The organism is Domibacillus indicus (assembly GCF_000970685.1).
Lineage (GTDB): Bacteria > Bacillota > Bacilli > Bacillales > Domibacillaceae > Domibacillus > Domibacillus indicus.
Genome location: NZ_LAJB01000004.1, coordinates 21,316 through 43,657, shown reverse-complemented (window position 1 = coordinate 43,657; position 22,342 = coordinate 21,316). Strand labels below are relative to the sequence as shown.

24 protein-coding genes and 1 riboswitch are annotated in these 22,342 nt (G+C 46.7%); of the genes, 4 read left to right on the top strand and 20 right to left on the bottom strand.

Annotated features, from left to right (window positions below; genetic code table 11):
- Nucleotides 1-11: 11 nt before the first annotated feature.
- A complete protein-coding gene (locus tag VP98_RS07410; RefSeq protein ID WP_052712178.1) occupies nucleotides 12-386 on the top strand; it encodes a hypothetical protein in 375 nt (124 codons plus the stop codon).
- Nucleotides 387-582: 196 nt separating this feature from the next.
- On the top strand, nucleotides 583-1,359 hold the full coding sequence (locus tag VP98_RS07405) for an SDR family NAD(P)-dependent oxidoreductase (protein ID WP_046174750.1): 777 nt from the start codon (nucleotides 583-585) through the stop codon (nucleotides 1,357-1,359).
- Nucleotides 1,360-1,381: 22 nt separating this feature from the next.
- Here VP98_RS07405 and VP98_RS07400 read toward each other — a convergent pair whose 3' ends face one another.
- Nucleotides 1,382-1,930 (bottom strand): DUF1836 domain-containing protein, encoded by a 549-nt coding sequence (locus tag VP98_RS07400; RefSeq protein WP_046174749.1) that lies wholly within the window; start codon nucleotides 1,928-1,930, stop codon nucleotides 1,382-1,384.
- 140 nt (nucleotides 1,931-2,070) lie between these two features.
- Between VP98_RS07400 and trhA the strand changes: the two genes are divergently transcribed.
- Entirely contained in the window at nucleotides 2,071-2,715 is a 645-nt protein-coding gene (gene trhA / locus VP98_RS07395) for a PAQR family membrane homeostasis protein TrhA (protein WP_046174748.1), read from the top strand.
- A 293-nt stretch (nucleotides 2,716-3,008) separates the two neighbouring features.
- Here the strand turns inward: trhA and VP98_RS07390 are convergent, their stop codons facing one another.
- The 14 genes from VP98_RS07390 to VP98_RS07325 form a co-directional block, all read right to left on the bottom strand.
- On the bottom strand, nucleotides 3,009-3,458 hold the full coding sequence (locus VP98_RS07390; RefSeq protein WP_046174747.1) for a DUF6376 family protein: 450 nt from the start codon (nucleotides 3,456-3,458) through the stop codon (nucleotides 3,009-3,011).
- A 132-nt stretch (nucleotides 3,459-3,590) separates the two neighbouring features.
- Entirely contained in the window at nucleotides 3,591-4,265 is a 675-nt protein-coding gene (locus VP98_RS07385; RefSeq protein ID WP_052712177.1) for a hypothetical protein, read from the bottom strand.
- On the bottom strand, nucleotides 4,258-4,746 hold the full coding sequence (locus tag VP98_RS07380; RefSeq protein ID WP_046174745.1) for an ECF transporter S component: 489 nt from the start codon (nucleotides 4,744-4,746) through the stop codon (nucleotides 4,258-4,260). Before VP98_RS07380 ends, VP98_RS07385 begins: the two co-directional genes overlap by 8 nt.
- Nucleotides 4,746-5,330: a cob(I)yrinic acid a,c-diamide adenosyltransferase gene (locus VP98_RS07375; protein WP_046174744.1), complete on the bottom strand. Its 585-nt coding sequence runs from the start codon at nucleotides 5,328-5,330 to the stop codon at nucleotides 4,746-4,748. The genes VP98_RS07380 and VP98_RS07375 overlap by 1 nt, the downstream gene beginning before the upstream one ends.
- Nucleotides 5,327-5,752 (bottom strand): bifunctional adenosylcobinamide kinase/adenosylcobinamide-phosphate guanylyltransferase, encoded by a 426-nt coding sequence (locus VP98_RS07370; RefSeq protein ID WP_046174743.1) that lies wholly within the window; start codon nucleotides 5,750-5,752, stop codon nucleotides 5,327-5,329. Before VP98_RS07370 ends, VP98_RS07375 begins: the two co-directional genes overlap by 4 nt.
- Nucleotides 5,704-6,318 carry a histidine phosphatase family protein gene (locus tag VP98_RS07365; RefSeq protein WP_046174742.1) on the bottom strand — a complete coding sequence of 205 codons (615 nt, stop codon included), beginning with the start codon at nucleotides 6,316-6,318 and terminating at the stop codon, nucleotides 5,704-5,706. Before VP98_RS07365 ends, VP98_RS07370 begins: the two co-directional genes overlap by 49 nt.
- The gene (gene cobS / locus VP98_RS07360) at nucleotides 6,276-7,052 is read right to left on the bottom strand and encodes an adenosylcobinamide-GDP ribazoletransferase (protein WP_046174741.1); all 777 of its coding nucleotides are present in this window, start codon (nucleotides 7,050-7,052) and stop codon (nucleotides 6,276-6,278) included. Before cobS ends, VP98_RS07365 begins: the two co-directional genes overlap by 43 nt.
- Nucleotides 7,049-8,506, bottom strand: coding sequence for a cobyric acid synthase (locus tag VP98_RS07355; protein ID WP_046174740.1), 1,458 nt, complete (start codon nucleotides 8,504-8,506; stop codon nucleotides 7,049-7,051). The genes cobS and VP98_RS07355 overlap by 4 nt, the downstream gene beginning before the upstream one ends.
- Entirely contained in the window at nucleotides 8,491-9,036 is a 546-nt protein-coding gene (locus tag VP98_RS07350; RefSeq protein ID WP_046174739.1) for a bifunctional adenosylcobinamide kinase/adenosylcobinamide-phosphate guanylyltransferase, read from the bottom strand. The genes VP98_RS07355 and VP98_RS07350 overlap by 16 nt, the downstream gene beginning before the upstream one ends.
- On the bottom strand, nucleotides 9,030-10,103 hold the full coding sequence (gene cobD, locus VP98_RS07345) for a threonine-phosphate decarboxylase CobD (protein ID WP_046174738.1): 1,074 nt from the start codon (nucleotides 10,101-10,103) through the stop codon (nucleotides 9,030-9,032). The genes VP98_RS07350 and cobD overlap by 7 nt, the downstream gene beginning before the upstream one ends.
- Nucleotides 10,078-11,040 (bottom strand): adenosylcobinamide-phosphate synthase CbiB, encoded by a 963-nt coding sequence (cbiB, locus tag VP98_RS07340; protein WP_046174737.1) that lies wholly within the window; start codon nucleotides 11,038-11,040, stop codon nucleotides 10,078-10,080. Before cbiB ends, cobD begins: the two co-directional genes overlap by 26 nt.
- A complete protein-coding gene (locus tag VP98_RS07335) occupies nucleotides 11,037-12,503 on the bottom strand; it encodes an adenosylcobinamide amidohydrolase (RefSeq protein ID WP_046174736.1) in 1,467 nt (488 codons plus the stop codon). The genes cbiB and VP98_RS07335 overlap by 4 nt, the downstream gene beginning before the upstream one ends.
- Nucleotides 12,503-13,558 carry a FecCD family ABC transporter permease gene (locus VP98_RS07330; RefSeq protein WP_046174735.1) on the bottom strand — a complete coding sequence of 352 codons (1,056 nt, stop codon included), beginning with the start codon at nucleotides 13,556-13,558 and terminating at the stop codon, nucleotides 12,503-12,505. Before VP98_RS07330 ends, VP98_RS07335 begins: the two co-directional genes overlap by 1 nt.
- Nucleotides 13,521-14,477 (bottom strand): ABC transporter substrate-binding protein, encoded by a 957-nt coding sequence (locus VP98_RS07325; protein WP_046174734.1) that lies wholly within the window; start codon nucleotides 14,475-14,477, stop codon nucleotides 13,521-13,523. The genes VP98_RS07330 and VP98_RS07325 overlap by 38 nt, the downstream gene beginning before the upstream one ends.
- A 105-nt stretch (nucleotides 14,478-14,582) precedes the next feature.
- A riboswitch (cobalamin riboswitch) is annotated at nucleotides 14,583-14,770 on the bottom strand.
- A 139-nt stretch (nucleotides 14,771-14,909) separates the two neighbouring features.
- Between VP98_RS07325 and VP98_RS18805 the strand changes: the two genes are divergently transcribed.
- Nucleotides 14,910-15,086: a hypothetical protein gene (locus VP98_RS18805; RefSeq protein ID WP_156151336.1), complete on the top strand. Its 177-nt coding sequence runs from the start codon at nucleotides 14,910-14,912 to the stop codon at nucleotides 15,084-15,086.
- 611 nt (nucleotides 15,087-15,697) lie between these two features.
- Here the strand turns inward: VP98_RS18805 and rraA are convergent.
- From rraA to VP98_RS07295, 5 genes are all read right to left on the bottom strand, one after another.
- On the bottom strand, nucleotides 15,698-16,177 hold the full coding sequence (rraA, locus tag VP98_RS07315; protein ID WP_046174732.1) for a ribonuclease E activity regulator RraA: 480 nt from the start codon (nucleotides 16,175-16,177) through the stop codon (nucleotides 15,698-15,700).
- A 1-nt stretch (nucleotide 16,178) separates the two neighbouring features.
- Nucleotides 16,179-19,166 (bottom strand): glycoside hydrolase family 2 TIM barrel-domain containing protein, encoded by a 2,988-nt coding sequence (locus VP98_RS07310; protein ID WP_046174731.1) that lies wholly within the window; start codon nucleotides 19,164-19,166, stop codon nucleotides 16,179-16,181.
- 22 nt (nucleotides 19,167-19,188) lie between these two features.
- Nucleotides 19,189-20,013, bottom strand: coding sequence for a carbohydrate ABC transporter permease (locus VP98_RS07305; protein WP_046174730.1), 825 nt, complete (start codon nucleotides 20,011-20,013; stop codon nucleotides 19,189-19,191).
- Complete coding sequence (locus VP98_RS07300) at nucleotides 20,006-20,821, bottom strand: carbohydrate ABC transporter permease (protein ID WP_407919209.1); 816 nt, start codon at nucleotides 20,819-20,821, stop codon at nucleotides 20,006-20,008. The genes VP98_RS07305 and VP98_RS07300 overlap by 8 nt, the downstream gene beginning before the upstream one ends.
- A 200-nt stretch (nucleotides 20,822-21,021) precedes the next feature.
- Nucleotides 21,022-22,308 carry an ABC transporter substrate-binding protein gene (locus tag VP98_RS07295; protein ID WP_046174729.1) on the bottom strand — a complete coding sequence of 429 codons (1,287 nt, stop codon included), beginning with the start codon at nucleotides 22,306-22,308 and terminating at the stop codon, nucleotides 21,022-21,024.
- Nucleotides 22,309-22,342: the final 34 nt, after the last annotated feature.

Genomic DNA, 22,342 nt, shown 5'->3' with positions numbered 1-22,342 from the left:
GAGGAAACAGAATGATTGCTACACTATGCAGTATTGACGAATTAAAAGAAGCAAAAAAAGCCGTAGACCAGCTGCAGGCTTCTCATCCTCAGCTGTTCGATAAAATGGTTCATATCGCTGGACTAACCCGTTCCTTACAATTGAAGTATCAATATATGGGCTGCCTGATAATGGATGAAGATTCTGCAGACTGCCTGCCGAATATCCCCTACAGTTCCGTGCTGCGCCTTTATAAAAAAGAAGTGCAGACACTTAAAAATGATGAGCATATCGGAGCGCTGAAAAAGCTGTTTACCACTTTTAAAGAAACCGGTTATGCAAAAATCAGCCTTCTTGTCCTTGGACGGACACCTGAATCGCTCGTTGGCTTCTCAAGCATAAAATAAAATGAACCAAAACAGGAATGCACATTAATCAGCATTCCTGTTTTTGATTGCAATCATGCTTAAAACTTTAAATCTGTTTTGGTTGTTATCCTGGAAAAAGAATAAGTTGACGTTTTAAAAATAAAGCGTAGGATAAAAGTAAGGTATTTTCTGCATCTTAGACACTCATTATTCTTTCAATATGAGGAGGACAAGCATGAACAGATTACAGGGAAAAACAGCTGTGGTTACAGGCGGGGCTAATAAAATCGGCAGGCAGGCTGCAGAGCTTTTTTTAAAGGAAGGCGCCAATGTAGTCATAGTCGATTTATTCAGGGATTCGTTAGAAGAAGCTGCCGGAGCCATTGAGCAATTCGGTCCTATTATCGCCGTACAGGCAGATGTATCACAAGAAGAAGATGTGCAAAATTATGTTAAAAAAACGGTCCGTCAGTTTGGCGGGATTGATGTGTTTTTCCATAATGCAAGTATTGAAGGAAAAAAAGCACCTCTTGCAGAACAAACAGCAGAAGACTTTGACAAAGTCCTGTCCGTAAATACACGCAGTGTTTTTCTCGGTTTAAAGTATGTTATTCCGGTGATGAGAAAACAGCTGAGCGGCAATATTGTCACTCTTTCGTCGGCAGCCGGTTTTATAGGCAGTCCCGATTCGGCCCCTTATGCAGCTTCTGAGCACGCTGTAGCGGGCCTGGTTAAAACAGCTGCGCTTGAGACGGCTGCAGCCGGTATACATGTTAATTTAATTTTTGCATCACCCTCCACAGGCAATGCAAAAATAATGAGCTTCCTTGAAGAAGGCGTGAACTCCCTTCACAGCATAGAAGGAATGGAAGCTGCCGCAAAATCAACTCCGGCCGGCCGTTTCGGGAAATCAGAAGAAATTGCCAAGCTTGTTTTAGGCCTTGCATTGAATGACAGTTCCTCTATTATAGAAAGTCCATATTCCGGCGATGAAAGCATGACCGCCCATTAAGCAGCAGGAACCTCTTTTTTCACTAGAGGTTCTTTTTTTTATCAAGCTGATCAACAAGCTTTTCAGCTGTTTTTCTGTATATATTGCTCATATGGACCAAAGCCAGAATTTTCAATACATGCTCCAGCTCTTCGGTATCTGCTGCCAGTTCATTGATCCGCCCGCTAATATCTTTCTTCCCCTGCTCCACGTTATCAGCTGCCGCTTTTAAAAACTCTTCATAAAAAGAATCCAGATTAATTTCAGTAATTTGTTCGTTAATATCTGTAAGCGTTGTTTTAATATCGTTAATAGATAAGGTTCCTTTTAATTGATAAATAAGACTGATTAACAGCAGATGTTCTTTTGAATATTTCTTCTGTTTTATAGGGAAAAGCAGCTTTCCTTTTGCATAATTGTTAATCATTGTTTTTGTCAGTACTTTTTCTTCTTTGTTTCGAGTCGAGCTTTCAAACGTATGTTCAAATAACTGGATCACCTGGTCCATATATAAATCAATATTTGGTACGTTATCCGGTGTTAGCTGGTTATCAAGATGAAGTTCACTTAGAATGTCTGCTAATTTATCCATATAAACACCTGCTTTTTACATAGTTATGTTCCTTTTATTATAGGCGAATATTGCTTATATGTAAAACTTGACTATATCTCAGTGTAGTTATACGATATAAAGTAGTTATTAAAACCACTTTACATTTTGGAGGTATGAAGATGAAGCACGTCATCCGAGAACCTATTAACGCTTTAACCCACCTGGCAGGAGCTGTTCTATCAATCGCAGCACTGGCGGCCCTGATAGTAAAAGCTCTTGATACTCATTCAGTATCCGCGCTTGCGGCAGTGACTATTTTTGGCATCAGCTTAATTCTTTTGTATTCCGCTTCTGCTCTTTATCATTCGATCATCGCCCGTGATTCCGTTATTGCTTTTTTCAGGCGGCTGGACCACTCCATGATTTTTGTGTTGATTGCCGGTTCTTATACACCTTTTTGTTTAATCAGCTTAAATAATAAAACCGGCTGGACACTTTTTACAGCCGTATCACTTATTGCCCTGCTGGGTATCGCTTTTAAAATGATCTGGTTTAACTGTCCGAGATGGTTATCAACAGCTTTATATATTTTTATGGGCTGGATGGCTGTTTTTGTTTTTTCGCCTCTTGCCTCAAGCATGGAAACCGGCGGGCTTGCTTTGCTCGTTGCCGGCGGCATCCTTTATACAATTGGCGGCATTATCTACGCCCTTAAGCCTGACTGGATGCAAATTAAGCAATTGGGCTTTCATGAAATTTTTCATGTTTTCATTTTGTTTGGAAGTTTGGCTCACTTTTTAAGTGTCTTTCTATATGTACTGTAGAAGTTTAAAAGGCAGGAGCGGTTTTAAGAGAGTAAGCGCACTGGCAAGTGTATTTTTTAACACTTCAAAAAAGACTGCCGGCAAAGCGGGCAGTCTCAGGCTGTTGACAAACGCTTGCTTTCGGCGTCACTTGCCGTCTGTGAATGCTCATGACCCCCAAACGGTCACTCCGCTTCCCAGCCGGCGGCGTTCCTGGAAAGACAAACGTTTTCAATCAGCCTGCTTTCTAACTTTGTCTACACTCTGAGACTGCCGGCAAAGCGGGCAGTCTCAACACAATTATAAACTCTTTTTTATTGGCCAAGCTGTTCAATATTTGTTCGAAGTTCCTGGATCTCCTGGACGGTTTGCAGCAATTCTGTATTTTCCAACAGGGCCTCTGGATCAAACTGGCCTGTTTCAATTTTAGCCAGCACATCATTAATACCTGATTCCAGCTGTGTGCTGTAATCAATCAGCGTTCCATGCACGCCTTCTGCAACGGCCGGAACTTCTATTTGCTGGATTTCCTCAATGTCCTGCTGCAGGCTTTGAAGCTGGTTCTGCGCATTTTCAGCCATGTCCGGGTCCGAGGCGGCATTTTCAAGCAGGGCTGGCACCTCTGCTGCAAACTCCTGTGTTTCATTTAAAAACTCTGTCATCTCACTGGCATATGTTAATGTATTGTTGGCTTCATCAAGCAGACTGCACCCACTCAAAAGAACGGCAGATACTCCCGCTGTGGCAATCCATTTTTTGATCATCCTTTTTCCTCCTATTCGTTCTATACACTGTATACGAATAAGCGCGGCAAATAGATTCACTCTTTTCACACATTCCGGCTTTGTAAAGGCTGTAAAAATAAAAAAACCCGCCGGCTCGTTTGGCCGGCGGGTTTATTCAATCATTTCCAGCCAGTGTACCCGGCCGGCTGCTCTTTCGATTTCCTTACAGGCTTCTTCCTTAACAGCGATAATAAAGCAGGTGGACGGCCCGGCGGATTTTTCCATATCCAATTCACATTGCCCGCTTTTTCCGGCAAGCTGCATCAGTTCATAAGCAATCCCTTTTGAACCGACCGGAAGAACGGCGCATACACCCTCCATTCGCACCATCTCCCGAAAAACCGAGAGCGGCGCCACATTTTCTGGCTGTGTGATTACTTCAGGGCCTGCCAGCGGCTTTCCAATGACAGCGTATTTTACTTGTTCACGTTCAAACTGATCCATGTTCCGTACATGCCGGCCAATAACAACGAGGCCGGCTGCCGATTCACGCAGCTGAAAATTCGACTCAGTGCTGCCTGTCAGCTCCAGCTCGCAGTCCATTTCAGCCGCTGCCTTCTCGATCCCCTTCACAAGCAATCTCCATGCTTTATCTCCGGAAAAGTTATGCAGCACCGCCGCAAACGGATTTCCCCCGGCCGCTATGCACTCCATCAATGCAACCCGGGCAGAAAAATAACCGACTGTTTCATATGGTACCTGAACAGCGTCATGCTCTTTTTCTCCTATTGATCCGCTGTTATCCGCAGCAATAACGAGTCCATTTACCCGAATTGCATCAAACATGATGCTGCCCATACCGTTTGAAAAATACCGGTGCAATACGCGGGAGCAGAATATAAGCAGCTGCTCCATTGAACGCTGCAGCTATTGAAAGCGCCGGTACAGCACTTACATAAAACGGAATTCCCATAAATAAAATGAACGGAGCCGCCGAAACCACGCCATTTAAGAAAACAAATAATAAAAGCGCCAGCCATTTGCGGCCCGATCTGTAAAGCTTTCCGAAAGCCCACATCATGAGAGCCATTTCAGCCGCTATTATTCCGTGCAGAGGCCCCATCGGAAAGCCGCCGATAAGAGCCGACATAAAATGGCCGAAAGCGCCGGCCGCTGCTCCGGCTGCCGGTCCCAGCAAAGCAGCGGCGATCAGGGCTGGAAAAGTATCCATTGCTATGCTTGAAACAGGAGCCGGCACTTTGATTATTCCGCCGATAACCGCCAAGGCGGTAAACAGTGCCAGCCAGCTTAGCTTCTTTGTATCCATTAACGGTCCTCTTTCCGTTTGCCGCCTCGAAATACATTCGCACTGCGGACATATTCCACATCTTTTACGCCTTCACGAAAGTTTACAACGCGGGCAACGGCAAAAAAGTAATCAGACAAACGGTTTAAATACTTCAGCGTAACTGGGTGAACTTCTTCCCCGGTTCTCATTAACGCGACAACAAGCCGCTCTGCCCGCCGTGCGACAGTCCGGGCAAGATGGAGATGAGCGGACCCTTTTGAGCCTCCCGGCAAAATAAACCGCTCCAGTTCCGGCGCTTCCTGAATGTATCTATCAATTTTCTTTTCCATTTCATCAATTGATTCCTGCTGAAGTTTAAATCCCCGCTTCCCATTAATCGTCGCCAGATCTCCTCCGCAGTCAAACAGCTCGTGCTGGATAATCTCCAGATCAGCTAAAATATCCTGGAATTTCTCTGGAGCCAATTCAGTCACAGCCATACCGACAATTGAATTCAGCTCATCCACGGTTCCATATGCTTCAACCCGCGTATCATCTTTTCCTACCCTGCCGCCAATAATGCTTGTTTCGCCTTTGTCGCCTGTTCTCGTATATAATCTCATTTTTTCTCCTCCTTTATTGTTTCAGCAATCCCATACCAGATCGTATCAACACGATCTGCCGCTTTGGCTGTATCCTGGAAACACCAGCCGGCCGCATCCCGGAAATGCCGGTCAAATGCGTTCATGGGTACAATCCCTTTCGTTATATCTGTCCCGATCAAAACGATCGTCCTGTCTTCACGCTGCCAGCCGTCCAGCTTCTCTTTAAATAACGTCCTGGCACCGGCCGGTGTTTCTGTTTGCTCAAGCAGTACGCGGACATAACGTTCAATGCCTTCCAGCACAACGAGATCTGCTGTGAAATCCGGTATTTCTTTTTTATCATAAAATGAGTGCCACTGATGCTTGATTTTATTCAATTCATAAAAAGCGGTTACCCATTTTCTTTTGCCGTTGAAGGCACCGCCCGTAACAAAGTGCATCTCTCTTTCCTCCTCATTGCTGATAAGCTTCCGGACAGTTCGTATCCCTGCCCGTTTTCTGCCTCCCAGCTGCCGAATGGCCTGGCTTCCGGTGCCCATATTGATAACAAATGGCGGATTACCCCTCCATGGGTAACAATGGCGGCCCGTTCGATCCCTTTTTCCGTCATCCTATTTAAAAGATCATGAAATCCTTCTTCTGCCCTCCCGGCAAAAGCCGCATAGGAATCACCGCCCGGCACTTGAAGAGAGAAATCACGCAGCCAGGCGATATACTCGGGCTGCTGTTCTAATTCAGCATGCGTTTTCTTTTCCCATTCTCCAAAATGAAATTCGCGAAACTTTTTCGATACTTCATGAGTTTGCGGCCAAAAAACAGAGGCGGTCTGCCTGCACCTTGCCAGATCACTGGATACAATCCAATCATAATCCGGAACCGTAAGCTGCTTTAACGCAGCCAGTCCTTCTTCATTAACCGGAACATCTGTCCAGCCGCAAAACTGCCGCTTTTTATTTGCATCCGTCAGCCCGTGGCGATAGAGGCCGACAACCACACGGTCGCCCATAATAAAAGCTCTGCTCCTTCCTGGGCTGCGCCAAGCAGATCTCCTGTTGCGCCGCCAAATTCTTTTTGCATTCCCCGCTTAACCAAAACAAAATAAAGACATGAAGCACCGGCCATGCCCCAAAATAATGGCTCCTCTGCATAGTAAAAAGTGGCGCCGATAAAGAAAATACTGTACACAAAGGGAAGCGTTTTCGAATGGCCCTTTTGAAAAAAAGCAGCAAGTCCTTTCTTTTTGGCGGGCGCCACGTACTGTAAAAAAAGCCCTGTCAGCATTTGCGCAAAAAACGGAATGCATACAAGAATTTGGGCAAATTCACTGCCCGCTTTTACCGCTTCATAAACAAAGACAAATTTAGCAGCCAGCAGAAGAACAAGCGCAAGCACGCCAAATGCCCCGGCGCGGGGATCACTCAGGATGGCCAGCCGCTTCTCTCTGTCACGATAAGAAAAGTGAGCATCCGCCCAGTCCATCCATCCATCTAAATGAAGGCCGCCGGTCAAAACAACAGGAAGCAGCCAGACAAGAAACGCAGCTGACAGAGAAGAAAACGGGCTCCATTCAATCAAGCTCCCAAAAGCAGCAGCGTACAGAAGGCCTTTGACAAGCCCAAGCAGCGGAAGCAGATGAAGCACTCCCTTCAATTCCGCTTTATCCATCGGCAGTGTCCGGTGCAGCGGGATAATGGTAAAAAACTGAATGATAATTCCGGCTGCATAGAAATAGGACTTCATTGGCGGCCCTCCAAAATAGCGTAGAACAACGGCCAGTTTAAGTGCTGCTCAACATGTGCGGCAATCGCATCATAGGTGCCGGCCCGATTGATGGCTGCCGGCGGCCGTTCAGCCAGCCCCTTTGCCCGGCGGATTCGGTTCAGCCAGTCCGCCCGGAACAAATCATTGTAAAACAAATGATGCAGATACGTGCCGCAAATTCGCCCATTCTCTGAACGGTACCCATCCCGGTGATGGCCGTCCGTTAAAAAAGGAGGACCGTCTACAGCCGTTTCTCCAAAATGAATTTCATATCCGGCCAATGGAATTCCAGCTGCTGATCCTTCTGTCCGGATAATCGTTTTGTTTTTTCTGAAGACCGTCTCTCCCGGAATAAGTCCCAAGCCTTGCTTCACAGAGCCGGCAATGCCAGTATCACTGCCCTCTGGATCAGCAAGCGTATTCCCCATCAGCTGAAATCCGCCGCACAAACCGATAACGGTGCCGCCATTCTTTCCATACACGCCCAGTTTATCAGCCAATCCGGTTTTCTTTAAAAATTGCAAATCGGCAAAGGTGCTTTTTGTCCCCGGGACGATTACTGCGTCAGGCTTTCCGAATGCATCCGCCGTCTGCACCCAGCGGACATTCACATCCTCTTCAAAGGCAAACGGCTCTATATCGCTGCCATTTGATACATACGGAAGCCGGATTACTGCCAGGTCAAGGCCGGCTCCGTCGCGGCGGACATCACGAATGGACAGTGAATCTTCTCCTTCAAGCGCGTGGCCGGGAAGGAAGGGCAGCACTGCGAGCACCGGAAGACCTGTATACTCCTCAAGCCACTTCTTTCCTTCCTCAAAATAAGCAGGGTCTCCATGGAAACGGTTGACGATGATTCCTTTGATTCTCTGGCGTTCTGCTTCATCTAAAAGAGCAAGCGTCCCTACTACGGAAGCAAACAAGCCGCCCCGGTCAATATCGGCGACCAGCACAACCGGCACATCCGCCAGTTCTGCCGTTTTCATATTGACAATTTCCCGTTTTTTCAAGTTCATTTCCACCGGGCTGCCGGCTCCTTCAATGACCAGTGTATCCCCCAGCTTTTTTGCTTCTTTTAAACCTGTTTTAATCGCATTGACCGCCTGCTCATAATACGATTTTCGATAAGCCATGCCAGACATCACTTCAAGACGCTCGCCGAATAAAACAATTTCCGATGAACCGTTTCCTGCCGGTTTCAGTAAAAGCGGATTCATAAACGGACTGGCTTCAAGCCCGGCCGCCTCCGCCTGCAGCCCCTGTGCCCGGCCGATTTCTTTTCCATCCGCTGTCACGTACGAATTATTCGAGACGTTTTGCGGCTTAAATGGAACCGGCCGATAGCCTTTTTGCAGAAGCAGACGGCAAAGAGCGGTTGATATAAAGCTTTTTCCAGCATCAGATGACGTTCCCTGAATCATAATCCCCCGCATTCAATCCCGCCTTTCTTTATAATGGGAATGCCGTGCTCCACTAAAATCGCCGTGCTGCTTTCCTGTACAAGGCGCTGATGAATTGCACCAAGCTTCCGCGTATAATCAGCTGTTAATTCACCCGCTGGCGCTTCAAATGACAGCTCGTTTGAGACAGCCACCACTGCATGGGCCCGGCCGGCAAGCATGAGAATATCTTCTATAATCCGGCTCGCCGCACCGGAAGCCGGCTTGTCTTTTCGGAAATATTCACCCGCTAAAAGTGTCGTTACACAATCAATTAAAATAGTATCGGATGCTTTTACGTCAACCGACGCCACCTCAACCGGCCTTTCGGCTGTTATCCAATGATGTCCTGATTCTGCCCGCCGCTGCTTGTGGTGTTCAATGCGTTCATCCATTTCCCGGTCTGTGTGCTGTCCGCATGCAATGTATATAAGCCTCCCGCCTGGAGACTGATGGTGCGCCGCCAGTTTTTCTGCCAGGCTGCTTTTGCCGCTCCGGACTCCTCCAGAAAGAAAAATCAGCACTGGCTTTCCCACTCTCTTAAAGCAGATAACAGCTGGTTGTTTTCTTTTTCTTTTTTCACAGCGGCACGCAGCCAGCGCCCATCCAGCCCATGAAAGTTTTCGGTATGGCGGAGGACAATGCCCCGCTTGAGCAGGAAGCGCAGCAGCAGTTTTTGTTCATCGAGCGATGAATCTTTTAATAAGTAAAAATTCACTGAAGACGGAAGTACAGAAAAGCCGATTTTCTTCATTTCTTTCATCATTCTTTCCCGCTCTTCCCTGATCCACGTTCTTGTCCGGGCGGCATATTGTGTATCCGAAGCGATTTCCTGGGCTGCCTGCAGTGCGATTGCATTTACGTTCCAGTGAGGACGATATCGTTTCAGCCTTGTAATGATTTCCGGGGAAGCAGCGATATAACCAATCCGGAGTCCTGCCACTGCATACATTTTTGTCATTGAGTGCAGAACCGCCAAATGGGGAAACGGGCGAATTTCGGAAACGATCGAGTCTTCTCCGGCAAAATCATAAAATGCTTCATCGATAACAATTATTGTTCCAAAAGCACGGGTTTTTTCAAGCAGCCTGATAAGCTCCTTCCTTTGAAACACCTGTCCGGTCGGGTTATTTGGCGTGCAAATAAAAATGACCGCCGCTTCTTTTGCTTTTTCCTCCAGCGTTTCGACCGGCAAGACCCAGCTGTCCACATCGACCGGTACATAGTCAATCATGCAGCCGTAAGCACGACAGGCATCTTCATACTCAGAAAATGCCGGAGTGACAATCACCGCTTTTTTTCCGGAAGCATGGCGGGCGATAAAATGAATAATTTCTGCGGCGCCGTTGCCTGGCAGAATATTTTCCGGTAAAAGAGCCAGGCGCCGGGCAATTGCGTTAACCGCGGCCTGGCCGGATGGATCTGGATAATCCTCCACCAGTTCAAGAAAGGATGGCCATTTGTCTTTGAGCCAGCCAGGCGGGCCATCCGGGTTTGTATTCACACTAAAATCAATAATAGATGAGGGCTTTACCATGCCTGAAGCATCATACAAATGGGCTGGATTAGCCCCATGTGACGGCAAGTTCATAAACAATCACTCCTGCAAGGAACAGCAGCACAAATAAATAGGCGGCGCGTTCCATTAATGTAGCGGCTTCAACAATATGTTCAGCCTCGCGGTTGCAAATCGGGTCTCCCATCCGTGCCCGGTCAGATACAACGCCTTTATATGTATTGAGGCCGCCCAATTCAATTTTTAAAAGTCCGGCTACTGCTGCTTCACACCAGCCGCTGTTTGGAGACGGGTGTTTTTTCGCATCTCTTTTTATAATTCCCCATGCATAGCGGCGGACAGAAAGCGGCTTTTGGGCCGCCAGAATAAGCAGCAGCGCGGTTAAACGGGCAGGGACGAAATTCACGAGATCATCCAGCCGGGCCGATGCCCGGCCAAACAGATTATACTGATCGTTCCGGTAGCCCACCATGGAATCGCACGTGTTAACAGCGCGGTACAAAAGCGCAGCCGGCCCGCCGCCTATCATGGCCCAAAAAAGCGGGGCAATCACACCATCCGATGTGTTTTCAGCTACCGTTTCCACTGCGCCGCGGGTAATTTCGCTTTCATCCAGCTGTTCGGTATCACGCCCTACAATCCAAGAGAGCTTTTTGCGCGCTTCTTTTATATCACCTGTCACCAGAGGATTATATACCTCCAGCCCCGCCTCTTTTAAGCTTCTTGGCGCAATAGCTGCCCAAATCATGACGGATTCGAGCAAGAACGAAAAAAATGGATGAACATGATAAGCCAGCCAGAGAAAGCTGACAGAACAAATACCTGTTACAAGCAGCACAACAAGGAGCATAAGCAGCCCCTTTTCAACCCGGCGGCCGCCATGGTTCCATTTTTTATCCAAAAACGCTATCAGTGAACCAAACCACCTGACGGGATGAGGCCAGCTGCGCGGGTCACCAATCAGGCGGTCCAGCACAAGTGCTGCGAGTATAGCCAGTGCGTGGGCTGTCATAAAGAAGCTCTTCTCCGGGCTGTTTTTTGCAGTGATTCGGCAACAGCTTCATAAACGGCCCGCCCGATGGCAATTCCAAGCGGCGTGACCGAGCCGGCAAACTGCTGATAGGCCCCCCGCTGTGTTGCGGCAACCAGCGTGCTGTCCGTGGAAGTTCCTGTTGCGATTGTGCCCGTTTCCCTGTCTGTTATTCCTGCATCTGCCAGCGCTTTTACCTTGGCTTCCGTTGCGGTCATCAGCCCCTGTACAAACGCTTCTTCTGATAGCTTTCCATTGGCAAATACCCAAATATTGATCGTTCCGGGCGTCTGTTTTTCTTTCCAGCTTGTGCGGGGCCGGGTGACATCTACAGCATTGCCGGCGCCGGCTGTAGCCACTGCCAGCACCGACACACTTTCCTGTGTTTCTTTTCTCCAGGCCGCGTCTTCCATTTTAACAGCAGTCATCATTCCAACCGTTTCCTGCAAGTCGAAGCCTTTATTTGAAAAATAAGCGGCAGCTTCTTCTTCGAAATTGTCCAATTGATAGTTTTGGTCAACATGGCGGTTTACAAAAGCGCTTCTCCAGCCCCACCCGGCACCGATTACACCGGAGGACAGCGCCTTAAGCGGCACAGGCGGCCTGATTGCCAGATAATCACTATGCTGTTCTATAAATGTTTCATCAATTTCAATATCCGGCTGGACAGGCCATTCCGGCAGAAGGCTCATTTGGGGCTTTGGCACTTCTGGATGCGGCTGCTTTTGAACGTTCGTATGGTATACATTATGAATATGCTCTTCAACCATAATATCAGCGGGCTGGCCGAGGGTATGAATTTTACCTTTGTTCATTAAAAGCAGCCGGTCGCAATAAAGCGATGCCAGATTTAAGTCATGAAAAATCGAAATAACTGTTAAACCGTCTGCAGCCATTTTTTTCAGCAAATCCAGCAGCTCTTTTTGATAGGATAGGTCTAAATGATTTGTTGGTTCATCCAGCAGCAGAATTTCCGGCTCCTGGGCAAGCGCCTGGGCTAAAAACACACGCTGGCGCTCACCGCCGGACAAAGCCGACAGCGGCTTTTCCGCAAAACCGGCCGTGCCTGTCTGATTCATTGCCTCCTGTACAGCTCTTTCATCTTCTGCTGTCCACGATTTAAAAAAGCCTTTCTGGTGTGCATACCGCCCAAGTGACACGGTTTCTTTGACGGTATATGCAAACTGGCTTGATGTCATTTGCGGAAGCACGGCTATCACACGGGCCAGTTCTTTAGGCAGGTATGCTTGAATTGGCTTTTCTTTTACCAGTACCGTACCGCCTGAAGGCTTTGTTAATCCGCTGATCATATTCAGCAGGGTTGTTTTCCCGCTTCCGTTTGGCCCAAGTATGCCGAATAGTTCCCCCTGTTTAACAGAAAAGGATACGCCGCGGACAATCAGCCCGCTTCCGTATCCCCCTAAAAGCTCGTTTACCTGCAGCATCACGTGACGCTCCCTTTTTGTTTTTTATTCAATAAAATAACCGCAAACACCGGCGCACCGATTAATGACGTAATAACGCCGATCGGAAGCTCTGTCGGTGAGATAATCGTACGGGCTGTTAAATCAGCCAAAATTAAAAATCCGGCTCCTGCAATCATGGACAGCGGCAGCAAATGGCGGTGGTCAGGCCCCACTAAAAGGCGGATAAGATGCGGAACAACCAGTCCGACAAATCCAATGGTCCCCGACACAGCAACCGCTGCTCCTGTCAGAATAGAACCGGCAACCAGAACCAGCATTTTTTTCCGCTGTACATTTACACCGAGGTGCTTTGCTTTTTCTTCACCAAACGACATGGCATTGAGTTCCGGCGCCATATACATCAGCATACATGCACCGGTGACAAAAAACGGCAGCAGCAGCTGAACATAAGGCCAGCCCCGCATTGAAACGCTGCCGAGCAGCCAGTTAATAATCTGCCGCAGCTCTTCGCCGGTAAGAGCAATCATCAATGAAATAAACGAGCCAAGAAACGAACTGAAAATAATACCCGTTAAAATAATCGTTTCCAGCTTCATCGACCGCTCAACCGCCCGTGCAAACAGCAAAACACCAAAAATCGTGAAAATAGCGGCTATCACACTGGCCGCAGGCAGCGTAAATCCGCCGAGAAACGGAATTGAGACGTGAAAAAACAGAATCAGCACCGCACCAACCGAGGCTCCTGAAGAAACACCGAGTGTATATGGATCAGCAAGCGGATTGCGGAGCAGCCCTTGAAAAGCAGCTCCCGCAATGGCCAGAGAAGCCCCGATCAGACCGGCCAGCACAACTCGGGGAAAACGGATTTTCCAGACGATGTTGTCTACTGACGCATCCAGATCAAGGCCTGTTCCGATAATATGATGCGCCAGGATAGCTGCAATATCGCGAAACGGCACGTGAATGGTTCCGGCTGCCGTTCCGGTAAAAGCCGCCGCCAGCAAAAACAATAAAGCCGCCCCGTATGCCGTTATTTTATTTGGCAAAAACTTCCGGGTAGACCGCTTCCGCAATGGCTTCAGCCCCTTCTACAAGACGCGGGCCTGTGCGGCTCGTAATATCCCCGTTCACTTCAACAACTTCCTTGTTTTTAATGGCATTCACGTTTTCCCAGCCTTCGCGTGTTAAAACGCCGTCAACCGCATTTTCTACATAAGAACCGTAGTTTAACAAAATAACATCCGGATTTTTTTCAATGACCGCTTCTTCTGTTACCTGCGGCCACCCTTCCTGGTCTGCCATTGTATTTTCAGCATTAATAAGATCGAAAATTTCATTTAAGAAAGTGTCGCCTCCTGCCGTATACAGGGTTGGGTCAATCTCGAAAAATACGCTTTTTGCATCTTCTTCTTTAATAGAAGCTGCTTTTTCTTCAAGCTCCGCAAAGCCGGCCTTCATCTCTTCCACTTCCGCTTCTGCTTCTGCTGTTGTACCGGTTGCTTCGCCGATTAATTCGAATGACTGATACATTTCATCAATGCTGGCCGCGTTATTAACAACAAGCACATCAATACCTGCGTCACGCAGCTGCTGAAGGCCTGTTTCGGCTGCCGCACCGGCAGAATCATGCGCCAATACCAGGTCCGGCTCCAGGCTGATGATTTTTTCTACATTAAATTCCATGCCGCCGACTTTCTCCTTATTTTTTACATCCTCTGGATAAGTATCATTATCCGATACACCGACAATTTCTTCGCCAAGCCCAAGCTCATAGGCGATTTCCGTATTGCTTGGCACAAGCGTTACGATTCGCTTCGGCTCTTCTTCAATTTCTACTTTCTGGTCATCCGCTCCTGTTACCGTTACAGGAAACGCTGCTGTTTCCTCCGTTGCTGCCTGCTCGCTTGTTTGCGCCGGCTCTTCTGCTTCCTGTGACCCGCAGCCGGCCAAAAGTGCCGCTGCCAGGCCAAATGTAACCCATTTTTTGCTCATATGTATTTCCTCCTTTTTTTAGAACATAAAAAAACACCTTTACAGGCGTAAAGGTGCGTGAAAAACCGGAATTCCGCTTTTTTCACACCACCTATCCGCGCAGGCTCCTGGTGTACCAACCGGGCAGGTCTCCTGGCTCATGTTCATCGCAAACGACGCCTTCCCATGCGTGGCGCACAGTGGCAAGTCTGTCGTTCGCTCCCATTTACAGTGGCGGGACCGCGCTGGATTTTCACCAGCTTCCCTTTTAAGAAACTGCCGAAAGCAGCTTCACCCGAATTGTTTCATATACATGTTCTCTATCATGGGTTATTATACACAAAAATGAAGAGAGAATGTTTATTTTTAGAAAATTCAGTTTTATAGTAGTGCTGAAAAAGAGGTTTATTGTATAAAATAAGTGGAAGAGGTAAATAGAGGAGGCGGATTGAAGTGGACGGTTTAACGGTCTTTTTGCTTTTTGCTATTCTTATCGCGATCGGCTTAATTCTTATTTACTTTATACGCGGCTCTTTTGATTCAGCTGATTCCCACCGGATTGACAAACTTCCTGACGACCATGACAGCTTTATTAACCCACGAGATCACTCACATGATGAAAAATTATAATCAAAAAGCACGCGGACTTCCGTGTGCTTTTTGATTATATTGAAAAAGAAAATCCTTAAGAAGATATACCGTTTTCGGGCTAAAATCGTCTTCTTTTTATGGGCTAGAAATGGGCTGTTTTCTTCTAAAAGCAGTGTCAGGGGCTGCAGTCTGCCGGCTGCGCTTTCCTGCAGGGCGAACGCTAAACCAGCCATCGCTGCGCGCTGCCTGTTTCAGCCTGTCCGCTCGTCCTGCGGGAGTCTCCGCCGGCTGCCCTCCGCTCGATCCGTTTTAGAAAAAACAGCTATAAATAACCAATAGCCCTTTATTGCTTTTAACGGAAAAAGAAAAGCAAATCCTGCTGTTTCTCTTCCCCACAAAAGCGGCAAGCGCGGGGCGTAGACTCCTATGGGACCAGCGGGCAGCTGAGATCGGTGGAGCCGGCAGGCGGAGGCGAGCTCAGCGCCTGCCCCATGGAACGCGCAGCCCCGCGACTGTCGCTTCACTTACCCAGGCTAAGCGCTGTTCTCGTACGCTTTCTTTGAGAAACAATAGGTAAAATCATTTGTTCCATTATGAAGTAAATGACATTGTCCACAAGCTGAAGCACGCGGACTTCCGCGTGCTTTTCTTTATTGCGTTATTTTCTGCCTGGCTAAAACGATTCCATCTTCATCAGCATATACGTGCTGCCCGGGCACAAATTCTGCTCCGCCAAATGTAACAGGAATGCCTGCTTCTCCTTCACCTTTTTTAATGCTTTTAAATGGATTGCTGCCAAGGGCCAGAACGCCGATATTCTGCGTGCCCAGCTCTGCTGTGTCTCGAACGCAGCCGTTTACAATAATACCGGCAAGCTTGCGCTCCTCCGCAATAGCACCAAGCATATCCCCGATGAGCGCGCAGTTTTTTGAACCGCCTCCATCCACGACTAAAACATGCCCTTCTGGAATTGTTTGCAGGGCCTGCTTTACCAGCACATTGTCTTCAAACACTTTTACCGTTGAAATCGGGCCGTCAAATTGTTTCTTCCCTCCGTACGACTTCATTTCCAGACGGACAAGCGTCAGCTTATCCGCGTGATCATCACATAAATCGGCTGTTTTCACCATTTTACTCCCCCTGTTCAAATGGCTGGATGATAAACTCGAATGCCAGATCCTGTTCTGCCTGAATCCGATGTTCTTCGTGTACAGGCGACCCCCAGCTGTCGTCTCCGCCTACCCCCATCTGACGCCCTGCCACCGTTACAACTGTATAGTGAGCCGAAGGCAGCTCATAATGGTGGGCAGCGTTTTCAAGCTCAAATGCGGTGTATGGAGAAATTGTACATGTTAACGGATTATTTATAAAGCGAATGGTTATTCCCCTGTTATTTTCATCGGTTATGTTTACAAATCGGACACCGGTACGGGTGCCTGACTCCTGTGGAACAAGATAAGGGAAAATTGTATCCGGCGCTGTATTTTGAAAACGGCAAAGCCGGGCGCCTTTCGCACGGTCTTCATAGTTTTCCTCCGGTCCCATCGCATACCAGTCCAGCCTGCTGTAATCAGCCGGCATTTTAAAAGAAAGAGCATGAATCGGCAGATCAGGAAGCTGCTTTGCTCCTTTATATTCGTCTTTCACATAAATCGAACCGTCTCCGCAGACGGTGTACGTGACTTTTACTCCAACCGCTTCACTGATCGGAAGCAAATAGTCAAAGCTGATCGAAGCTGTTTCTTCACCCGCCGCAAGCTCGACATTTGTACATTTTCTATAAAGGCTTGATGTATACCAGCCGCTTGATTTAAATGCAAACTGGTTTCCATGATCGTTATCCGTCATCGCACGCCAGAACAGCGGATATGGAGGTGAGGCAATCATTTCATTTCCGGCATACTGAAGGGAAACAAGCGTACCGGCTGTTTTTGAAAAAAGAGCCCGAAAATGTGAGCCATGTACGCCGATTGTAACGTCCCCTTCAACCACTTTTATTTTCCCCGGACATTTTCGGGCTGCCTGAGTCTCTGTATAAATATACTGGCCAAATGCCGCTTCATGGCCGGCATCCGCCCATATTGTGTTTTCTTTTAAACGAAGGGATACATTCATTGCATACTCGCCCGCCTCCCCGGCAAAAGGATTATCGAGCGCAATATACGCTTCCTCGAGCGGCTCTATGTTTACCTCTATCTCTTCCATATATTTTGGTATACCGTTTTGCGTAATAGTATAAGCGAGTTTATAGCCGGCTGTTCCTTCAAAAAGCTGTTCATTTTTAATAAGTACACCTTTTTTATCCGGCACCAGCTTTATATTTTGATAAAGAAATTTTACTTCCTGCATTTTGGGTGAAAGCGTCCGGTCTGCTGTGACAATACCATTTCCGCAGAAATTATTATCAGTCGGCCGATCGTTAAAATCCCCTCCATATGCTAAAAATTCATGGCCAAAACGGTCTTTTTTCACCAGAGCCTGATCAATAAAATCCCAAATAAATCCGCCCTGGTACATCGGATACTTTTCTTCCAGATCGGTATATTTGTACATACCGCCGAGCGAATTGCCCATCGCATGAATATATTCACAGCTTATATATGGCTTATCCGGATTATTGGACAGATAGTTTTCAATGTCCGCGGGCTTTGCATACATCCGGCTTTCCATATCACTTGTTTCGTTATAATTGCGGTCATGGAAAACCCCTTCATAATGAACAAGGCGGGAAGGGTCTGTCTCTTTAAAGAATTTAGACACATTTAAAATCACTTCGCCGGCATGGGACTCATTTCCGCACGACCAGATTAAAATGGACGGATGGTTTTTGTCCCGCTCATACATGGATTTGGCACGGTCGAGCACAATCTCCTGCCACTCCGGATTGTTTCGGGGTATTGTCCAGCTCGTATCCACCTTCCCCATCTTCTGCCATGATCCGTGAGTTTCAAGATTCATTTCATCAATCACATAAAGACCGTATTCGTCACAAAGACGGTACCATTCTGTTTGATTCGGATAATGAGACGTACGCACAGCATTTATATTGTTTTGCTTCATTGTTTTAATGTCCCAAATCATATCTTCTTTTGTAATAGCCCGGCCCCTCCGGCAGTTGAATTCATGGCGGTTGACGCCTTTAAAAACAATTCGTTTGCCGTTTAAATGCATAATTCTGTTTTTCATTTCAAAGCGCCGGAATCCTACTTTTTGCGGGATTACTTCAACAATCTCTCCTGATGAATTGCGTACCTGGATAAACAGCTGATATAAATACGGGGATTCCGCACTCCATAAATGCGGCTGCCCAATCGTTAGCGGAGAGGCGCCCTCTGCCACAATCTGTCCGTCCCGGTTTTCTAAAATAAAATAAACATCTGCTTCCGTTTTGGCTTCCACATGCAGAACCGCTTCTTCAAAGAACTCGGACAGTTCTGTTTTAACCGTTACATCCCAAATATGCCCCTCCGGCACAGTGTATAAATACACATCGCGGAAAATTCCGGAAAACCGCCAGAAATCCTGGTCCTCAAGCCAGCTGCCTGTACTCCGCTGGTATACTTCTACGGCCAGCTTGTTTTCTCCATCTGATATAAATGGGGTTAATTCAAATTCAGCCGGCGTAAAGCTGTCTTCGCTGTAGCCGACAAACTGGCCGTTCAGCCAGACATAGAAAGCGGATTCAACTCCCTGGAAAGAAATAAACAGGGGGCTGTCTTTCATTCTCTCCGGTATCGTAAACGTTTTCACGTAGCTGCCGGACGGATTGCTGTCCTGGGGAATATCAGGAGGCCGGACGGAGGATATCCCGTCCCATGGATACATCGTATTCACATACTGGGGAGTTCCATATCCCTGCAGCTGAATATGGCCTGGCACTTGAATCGTATCCCAGCCGGAACAATCCACTTCTTTTTTATAAAAAGAAGCCGGGCGGCTTTCTATATTTGCCGCGTAATGGAATTTCCAGCTGCCGTTCAATGAATAACGCCAGTTCATTGCTCCTCCCCGGCGCGCTTCCTCCATTGTTTTATAATACAAATGATCGGAATGAGCAGTAAGTCTGTTTACTTCAAATACAGAGACGTCATGCAACCAATTTACCTGCGGTGAATTCATTTATCGTACTCCTATCTGAATATTATTTTACTGATCCCATCATACCTGCCACAAAATATTTTTGCATTAAAAAGAATACGAGAGCGGTCGGAAAGGTGGCAATCACAATTGCCATCATAATAATGCCGTAATCCGGCGAATAGCTTGATCCTAAATTTGAAATAAGAAGAGGAATGGTCATTTTCTCCGGCGACTGCAGGACAACAAGCGGCCATAAATAATTGTTCCAGCTTGCCATAAAGGTAATAATGGCTGCTGCCGCATAGGTCGTTTTCATTGTTGGAACATAAATTCTGAAAAACACGCCAATTTCGCTTAATCCGTCTATTCGTCCCGCTTCTACCAGTTCTTTTGGAAACATTTTAGTGCTTTGCCGAAAGAAAAAGATTAAAAAAGCTGTGGTGACTGTAGGAAGAACGGCTGATGTCAGCGTGTCAATCCCAATGGCCGGAATGGTTTGCGAGATGGAACCAAACATCCGGTAAAGCGGCACCATTAGAGAAGCAAATGGAATCATCATGGATAGAAGCAGAATATTGAATACAATGTTCTTTGCCCGGCTTTTATATATTTCAAATCCGTACCCTGCCAGGGATGCAATCAGCAATGACAAAACGGTTGTAGAAATGGAGACTTTCATCGAGTTTATAAGAGCCGGCACTAAATCAATCGTTTGAATTAAATTCGAAAAATTCTCAGCCGCATACGCTCCCGGGATAAGCCTTCCTTTCGTTACCTCCACTGATTGATTTGTTGCGCTGACAACCATCCACACAATAGGAAAAACGGAAACAAGAGCGGCTGCTGTTAAAAAAACATAAACGGCTATTCTTTTTAGTTTAACCATTCCGATCACCTGCTGCTTTAAATTGGATAATGGAAAAAACAACAATCAAAATAACAATAAAGTACGAAACAGTCGCTGCGTAGCCGAAGTCCGGCGTATATTTAAATGACAAGTTATAAATATACTGTGAAATGGACGTTGTCGCGTTTCCCGGGCCGCCTTTTGTAATATTCATAATCTCGTCAAACAGCTGCAGTGTACCGATTGTCGATGTAATAGAGGTAAATAAGATGATGGGCTTCAGCATGGGAATCGTAATTTTAAAAAATTGCTGTACAGCCGAAGCGCCATCTATTTTTGCTGCTTCATAAATAGCCTGGTCGACATTTTGGAGAGCGGATAAATAAAAAATCATGTTGTAGCCGGTCCACCGCCAGGTTATGGCAATAATAATCGTAATTTTTGCCCAAAAAGGATCGGTCAGCCAGTTGACTGCTTCCGGCACAATGGAAAATTTCAGCAGCATTGTGTTTACTAGGCCATCATTTGAGAATAAATATTTAAAAATAACCGAATACGCAACAAGAGAGGTGACTGCCGGCAGAAAAATGGCCGTCCGGTAAATCCCCTTCCATTTCAAGGTGCGGTCATTTAAGAGAACAGACAAAAAAAGCGCAAGGATAATCATAATAGGAACCTGGACAATCAAATAAATAAATGTGTTTTTTACAGCGGTTATAAATGTGCTGTCCGATAGCAGCCTTGTATAGTTATTAAACCCCACAAAGGTTAAATTCGTCCCGGTTCCGGACTGAAAAGACAATATAAGTGCCTGGATCATTGGATAAAAATAAAAGGTGCATATCATGATAACGGCCGTTATGACAAACGACCAGCCGATGAATGTACTTTTTGTCCGGCTGTTTATCGAAAGCTTTCCCGGAAATAAAGACGATCCGGCCATCGTACCTTTTGTTTTGCTGTTCATTCTTCTCACCCCTCGCTTTTTTGAAAAGAAAAACACCCCTGCAGCATTTTCGCAATAGGCAGGGATGTTTTTCCCCGGTGTTATTTTAACTGTGCTTCTGCCTGTGCCTGGGCATCACTCAGAACATCATCAATGCTTTTGCCATTTAAATAGTTCTGCATTTCAACAATCAAAATATCTTCAATGGCGTATGTGTGCATTCCATAGTTTAAACCGGTGATCTCTTCCGTCCAGCCGGCAAAATCAGAGATAATCTTTTGTCCTCCAAAAAACTCATCCTCTTTTCCATAGGCCTCTCCGCCGGCAGCCGGTTTATACGTACCGATAGCGCCAATTTCCGTGACAAGCTGCTGATAAAATTCCTTGTTTGACCCGAATGTTTTACCCAGAAAATCTGCTGCCTGCTCCGCACTGTCACCATTTAATACATACCATGAACTTCCGCCTAAATTCGAAGCATTTACGGCTCCCTCCACTGACAGCTTAGGAATTGGTGCGACCGCCCATTTGCCTGATTGTGACGCTTCCGCTTTCACAGAAGGAGTAATCCAGTTTCCGGTCGGAACAGAAGCGATATCTCCATTATTAAAATTCGCAACAAACTGGCTCCAGTCAGAATTTGGCTTGACAATATTTGCATCCATCATGCCTTTGTATATTTCAAACGCTTCTTTTAATGCTTCGTTGCCTGCCAGCGATGGTGTTACACCATCCTCCTCCAAGTACCATGAGCCTGCTGTTTGAATCATGAGCCGAATAAGACCCAGGTCGTTCGGGTCCAGGGTAATCATGTCTTTTCCAGTGGCTTCCTTTACTTTCTTCCCAATTTCAATATATTGCTGCCAGTCGAGCCCCTGTAAATCATCCAGTGTATATCCCGCTTCTTTTAAATAATCCGTCCGCACATAAAGGCCCGTTACCCCCGAATCAAACGGAAGACCGTACTGCTTTCCATCTACACTTGTTGGTGCAATTTTATATTCAGCAAAGTCATCCTTATTAAATGCACCTGACATTTCATAAAATGCATCCGGATAAGCCTGAAGGAAGCTTTGGGCCCGGTAGTCTTCAATCAGGACGATGGACGGGAGCCCTTTTGAGGTGCCGGAGCTGAGTCCTGTGTTCAGCTTTTGGACAATATCCGCCTGGGCATTTTCAATAATTTCAATTTCTACATCCGGGTTTTCCTTCTCGTATATTTCTTTGGCCATATTCAAAGCGGCAATATTAAAGTTTGGATCCCATGCCCAAATGGTCACTTTATTGCTGTCTGCTCCTGCGTCGCTAGTAGATGAGTCCGAATCCGATGATGAGCAGGCAGATAAAAACAAAACAGCGGAAAGACAAAGCATCAATACCTTTTTCACTTACTTCTCCTCCTTTTTTGTAAGCGCTTTTATT

Coding starts and splice junctions, on each gene's coding strand:
- VP98_RS07400 (WP_046174749.1), bottom strand. CDS start 1,930: ATGGATAAATTAGCAGACATTCTAAGTGAACTTCATCTTGATAACCAG.
- VP98_RS07385 (WP_052712177.1), bottom strand. CDS start 4,265: ATGTTTGATGCAATTCGGGTAAATGGACTCGTTATTGCTGCGGATAAC.
- VP98_RS07370 (WP_046174743.1), bottom strand. CDS start 5,752: ATGCACTTTGTTACGGGCGGTGCCTTCAACGGCAAAAGAAAATGGGTA.
- VP98_RS07365 (WP_046174742.1), bottom strand. CDS start 6,318: ATGGGCGACCGTGTGGTTGTCGGCCTCTATCGCCACGGGCTGACGGAT.
- VP98_RS07325 (WP_046174734.1), bottom strand. CDS start 14,477: ATGAGCAAAAAATGGGTTACATTTGGCCTGGCAGCGGCACTTTTGGCC.
- rraA (WP_046174732.1), bottom strand. CDS start 16,177: ATGGTGAAAACAGCCGATTTATGTGATGATCACGCGGATAAGCTGACG.
- VP98_RS07410 (WP_052712178.1), top strand. CDS start 12: ATGATTGCTACACTATGCAGTATTGACGAATTAAAAGAAGCAAAAAAA.
- VP98_RS07405 (WP_046174750.1), top strand. CDS start 583: ATGAACAGATTACAGGGAAAAACAGCTGTGGTTACAGGCGGGGCTAAT.
- VP98_RS07355 (WP_046174740.1), bottom strand. CDS start 8,506: ATGCGGGGGATTATGATTCAGGGAACGTCATCTGATGCTGGAAAAAGC.
- trhA (WP_046174748.1), top strand. CDS start 2,071: ATGAAGCACGTCATCCGAGAACCTATTAACGCTTTAACCCACCTGGCA.
- VP98_RS07335 (WP_046174736.1), bottom strand. CDS start 12,503: ATGCTGCAGGTAAACGAGCTTTTAGGGGGATACGGAAGCGGGCTGATT.
- VP98_RS07300 (WP_407919209.1), bottom strand. CDS start 20,821: ATGATATGCACCTTTTATTTTTATCCAATGATCCAGGCACTTATATTG.
- VP98_RS07390 (WP_046174747.1), bottom strand. CDS start 3,458: ATGATCAAAAAATGGATTGCCACAGCGGGAGTATCTGCCGTTCTTTTG.
- cbiB (WP_046174737.1), bottom strand. CDS start 11,040: ATGACAGCCCACGCACTGGCTATACTCGCAGCACTTGTGCTGGACCGC.
- VP98_RS07375 (WP_046174744.1), bottom strand. CDS start 5,330: ATGAGATTATATACGAGAACAGGCGACAAAGGCGAAACAAGCATTATT.
- VP98_RS07305 (WP_046174730.1), bottom strand. CDS start 20,013: ATGGTTAAACTAAAAAGAATAGCCGTTTATGTTTTTTTAACAGCAGCC.
- cobS (WP_046174741.1), bottom strand. CDS start 7,052: ATGAAGTCCTATTTCTATGCAGCCGGAATTATCATTCAGTTTTTTACC.
- cobD (WP_046174738.1), bottom strand. CDS start 10,103: ATGAACTTGCCGTCACATGGGGCTAATCCAGCCCATTTGTATGATGCT.
- VP98_RS07380 (WP_046174745.1), bottom strand. CDS start 4,746: ATGGATACAAAGAAGCTAAGCTGGCTGGCACTGTTTACCGCCTTGGCG.
- VP98_RS07310 (WP_046174731.1), bottom strand. CDS start 19,166: ATGAATTCACCGCAGGTAAATTGGTTGCATGACGTCTCTGTATTTGAA.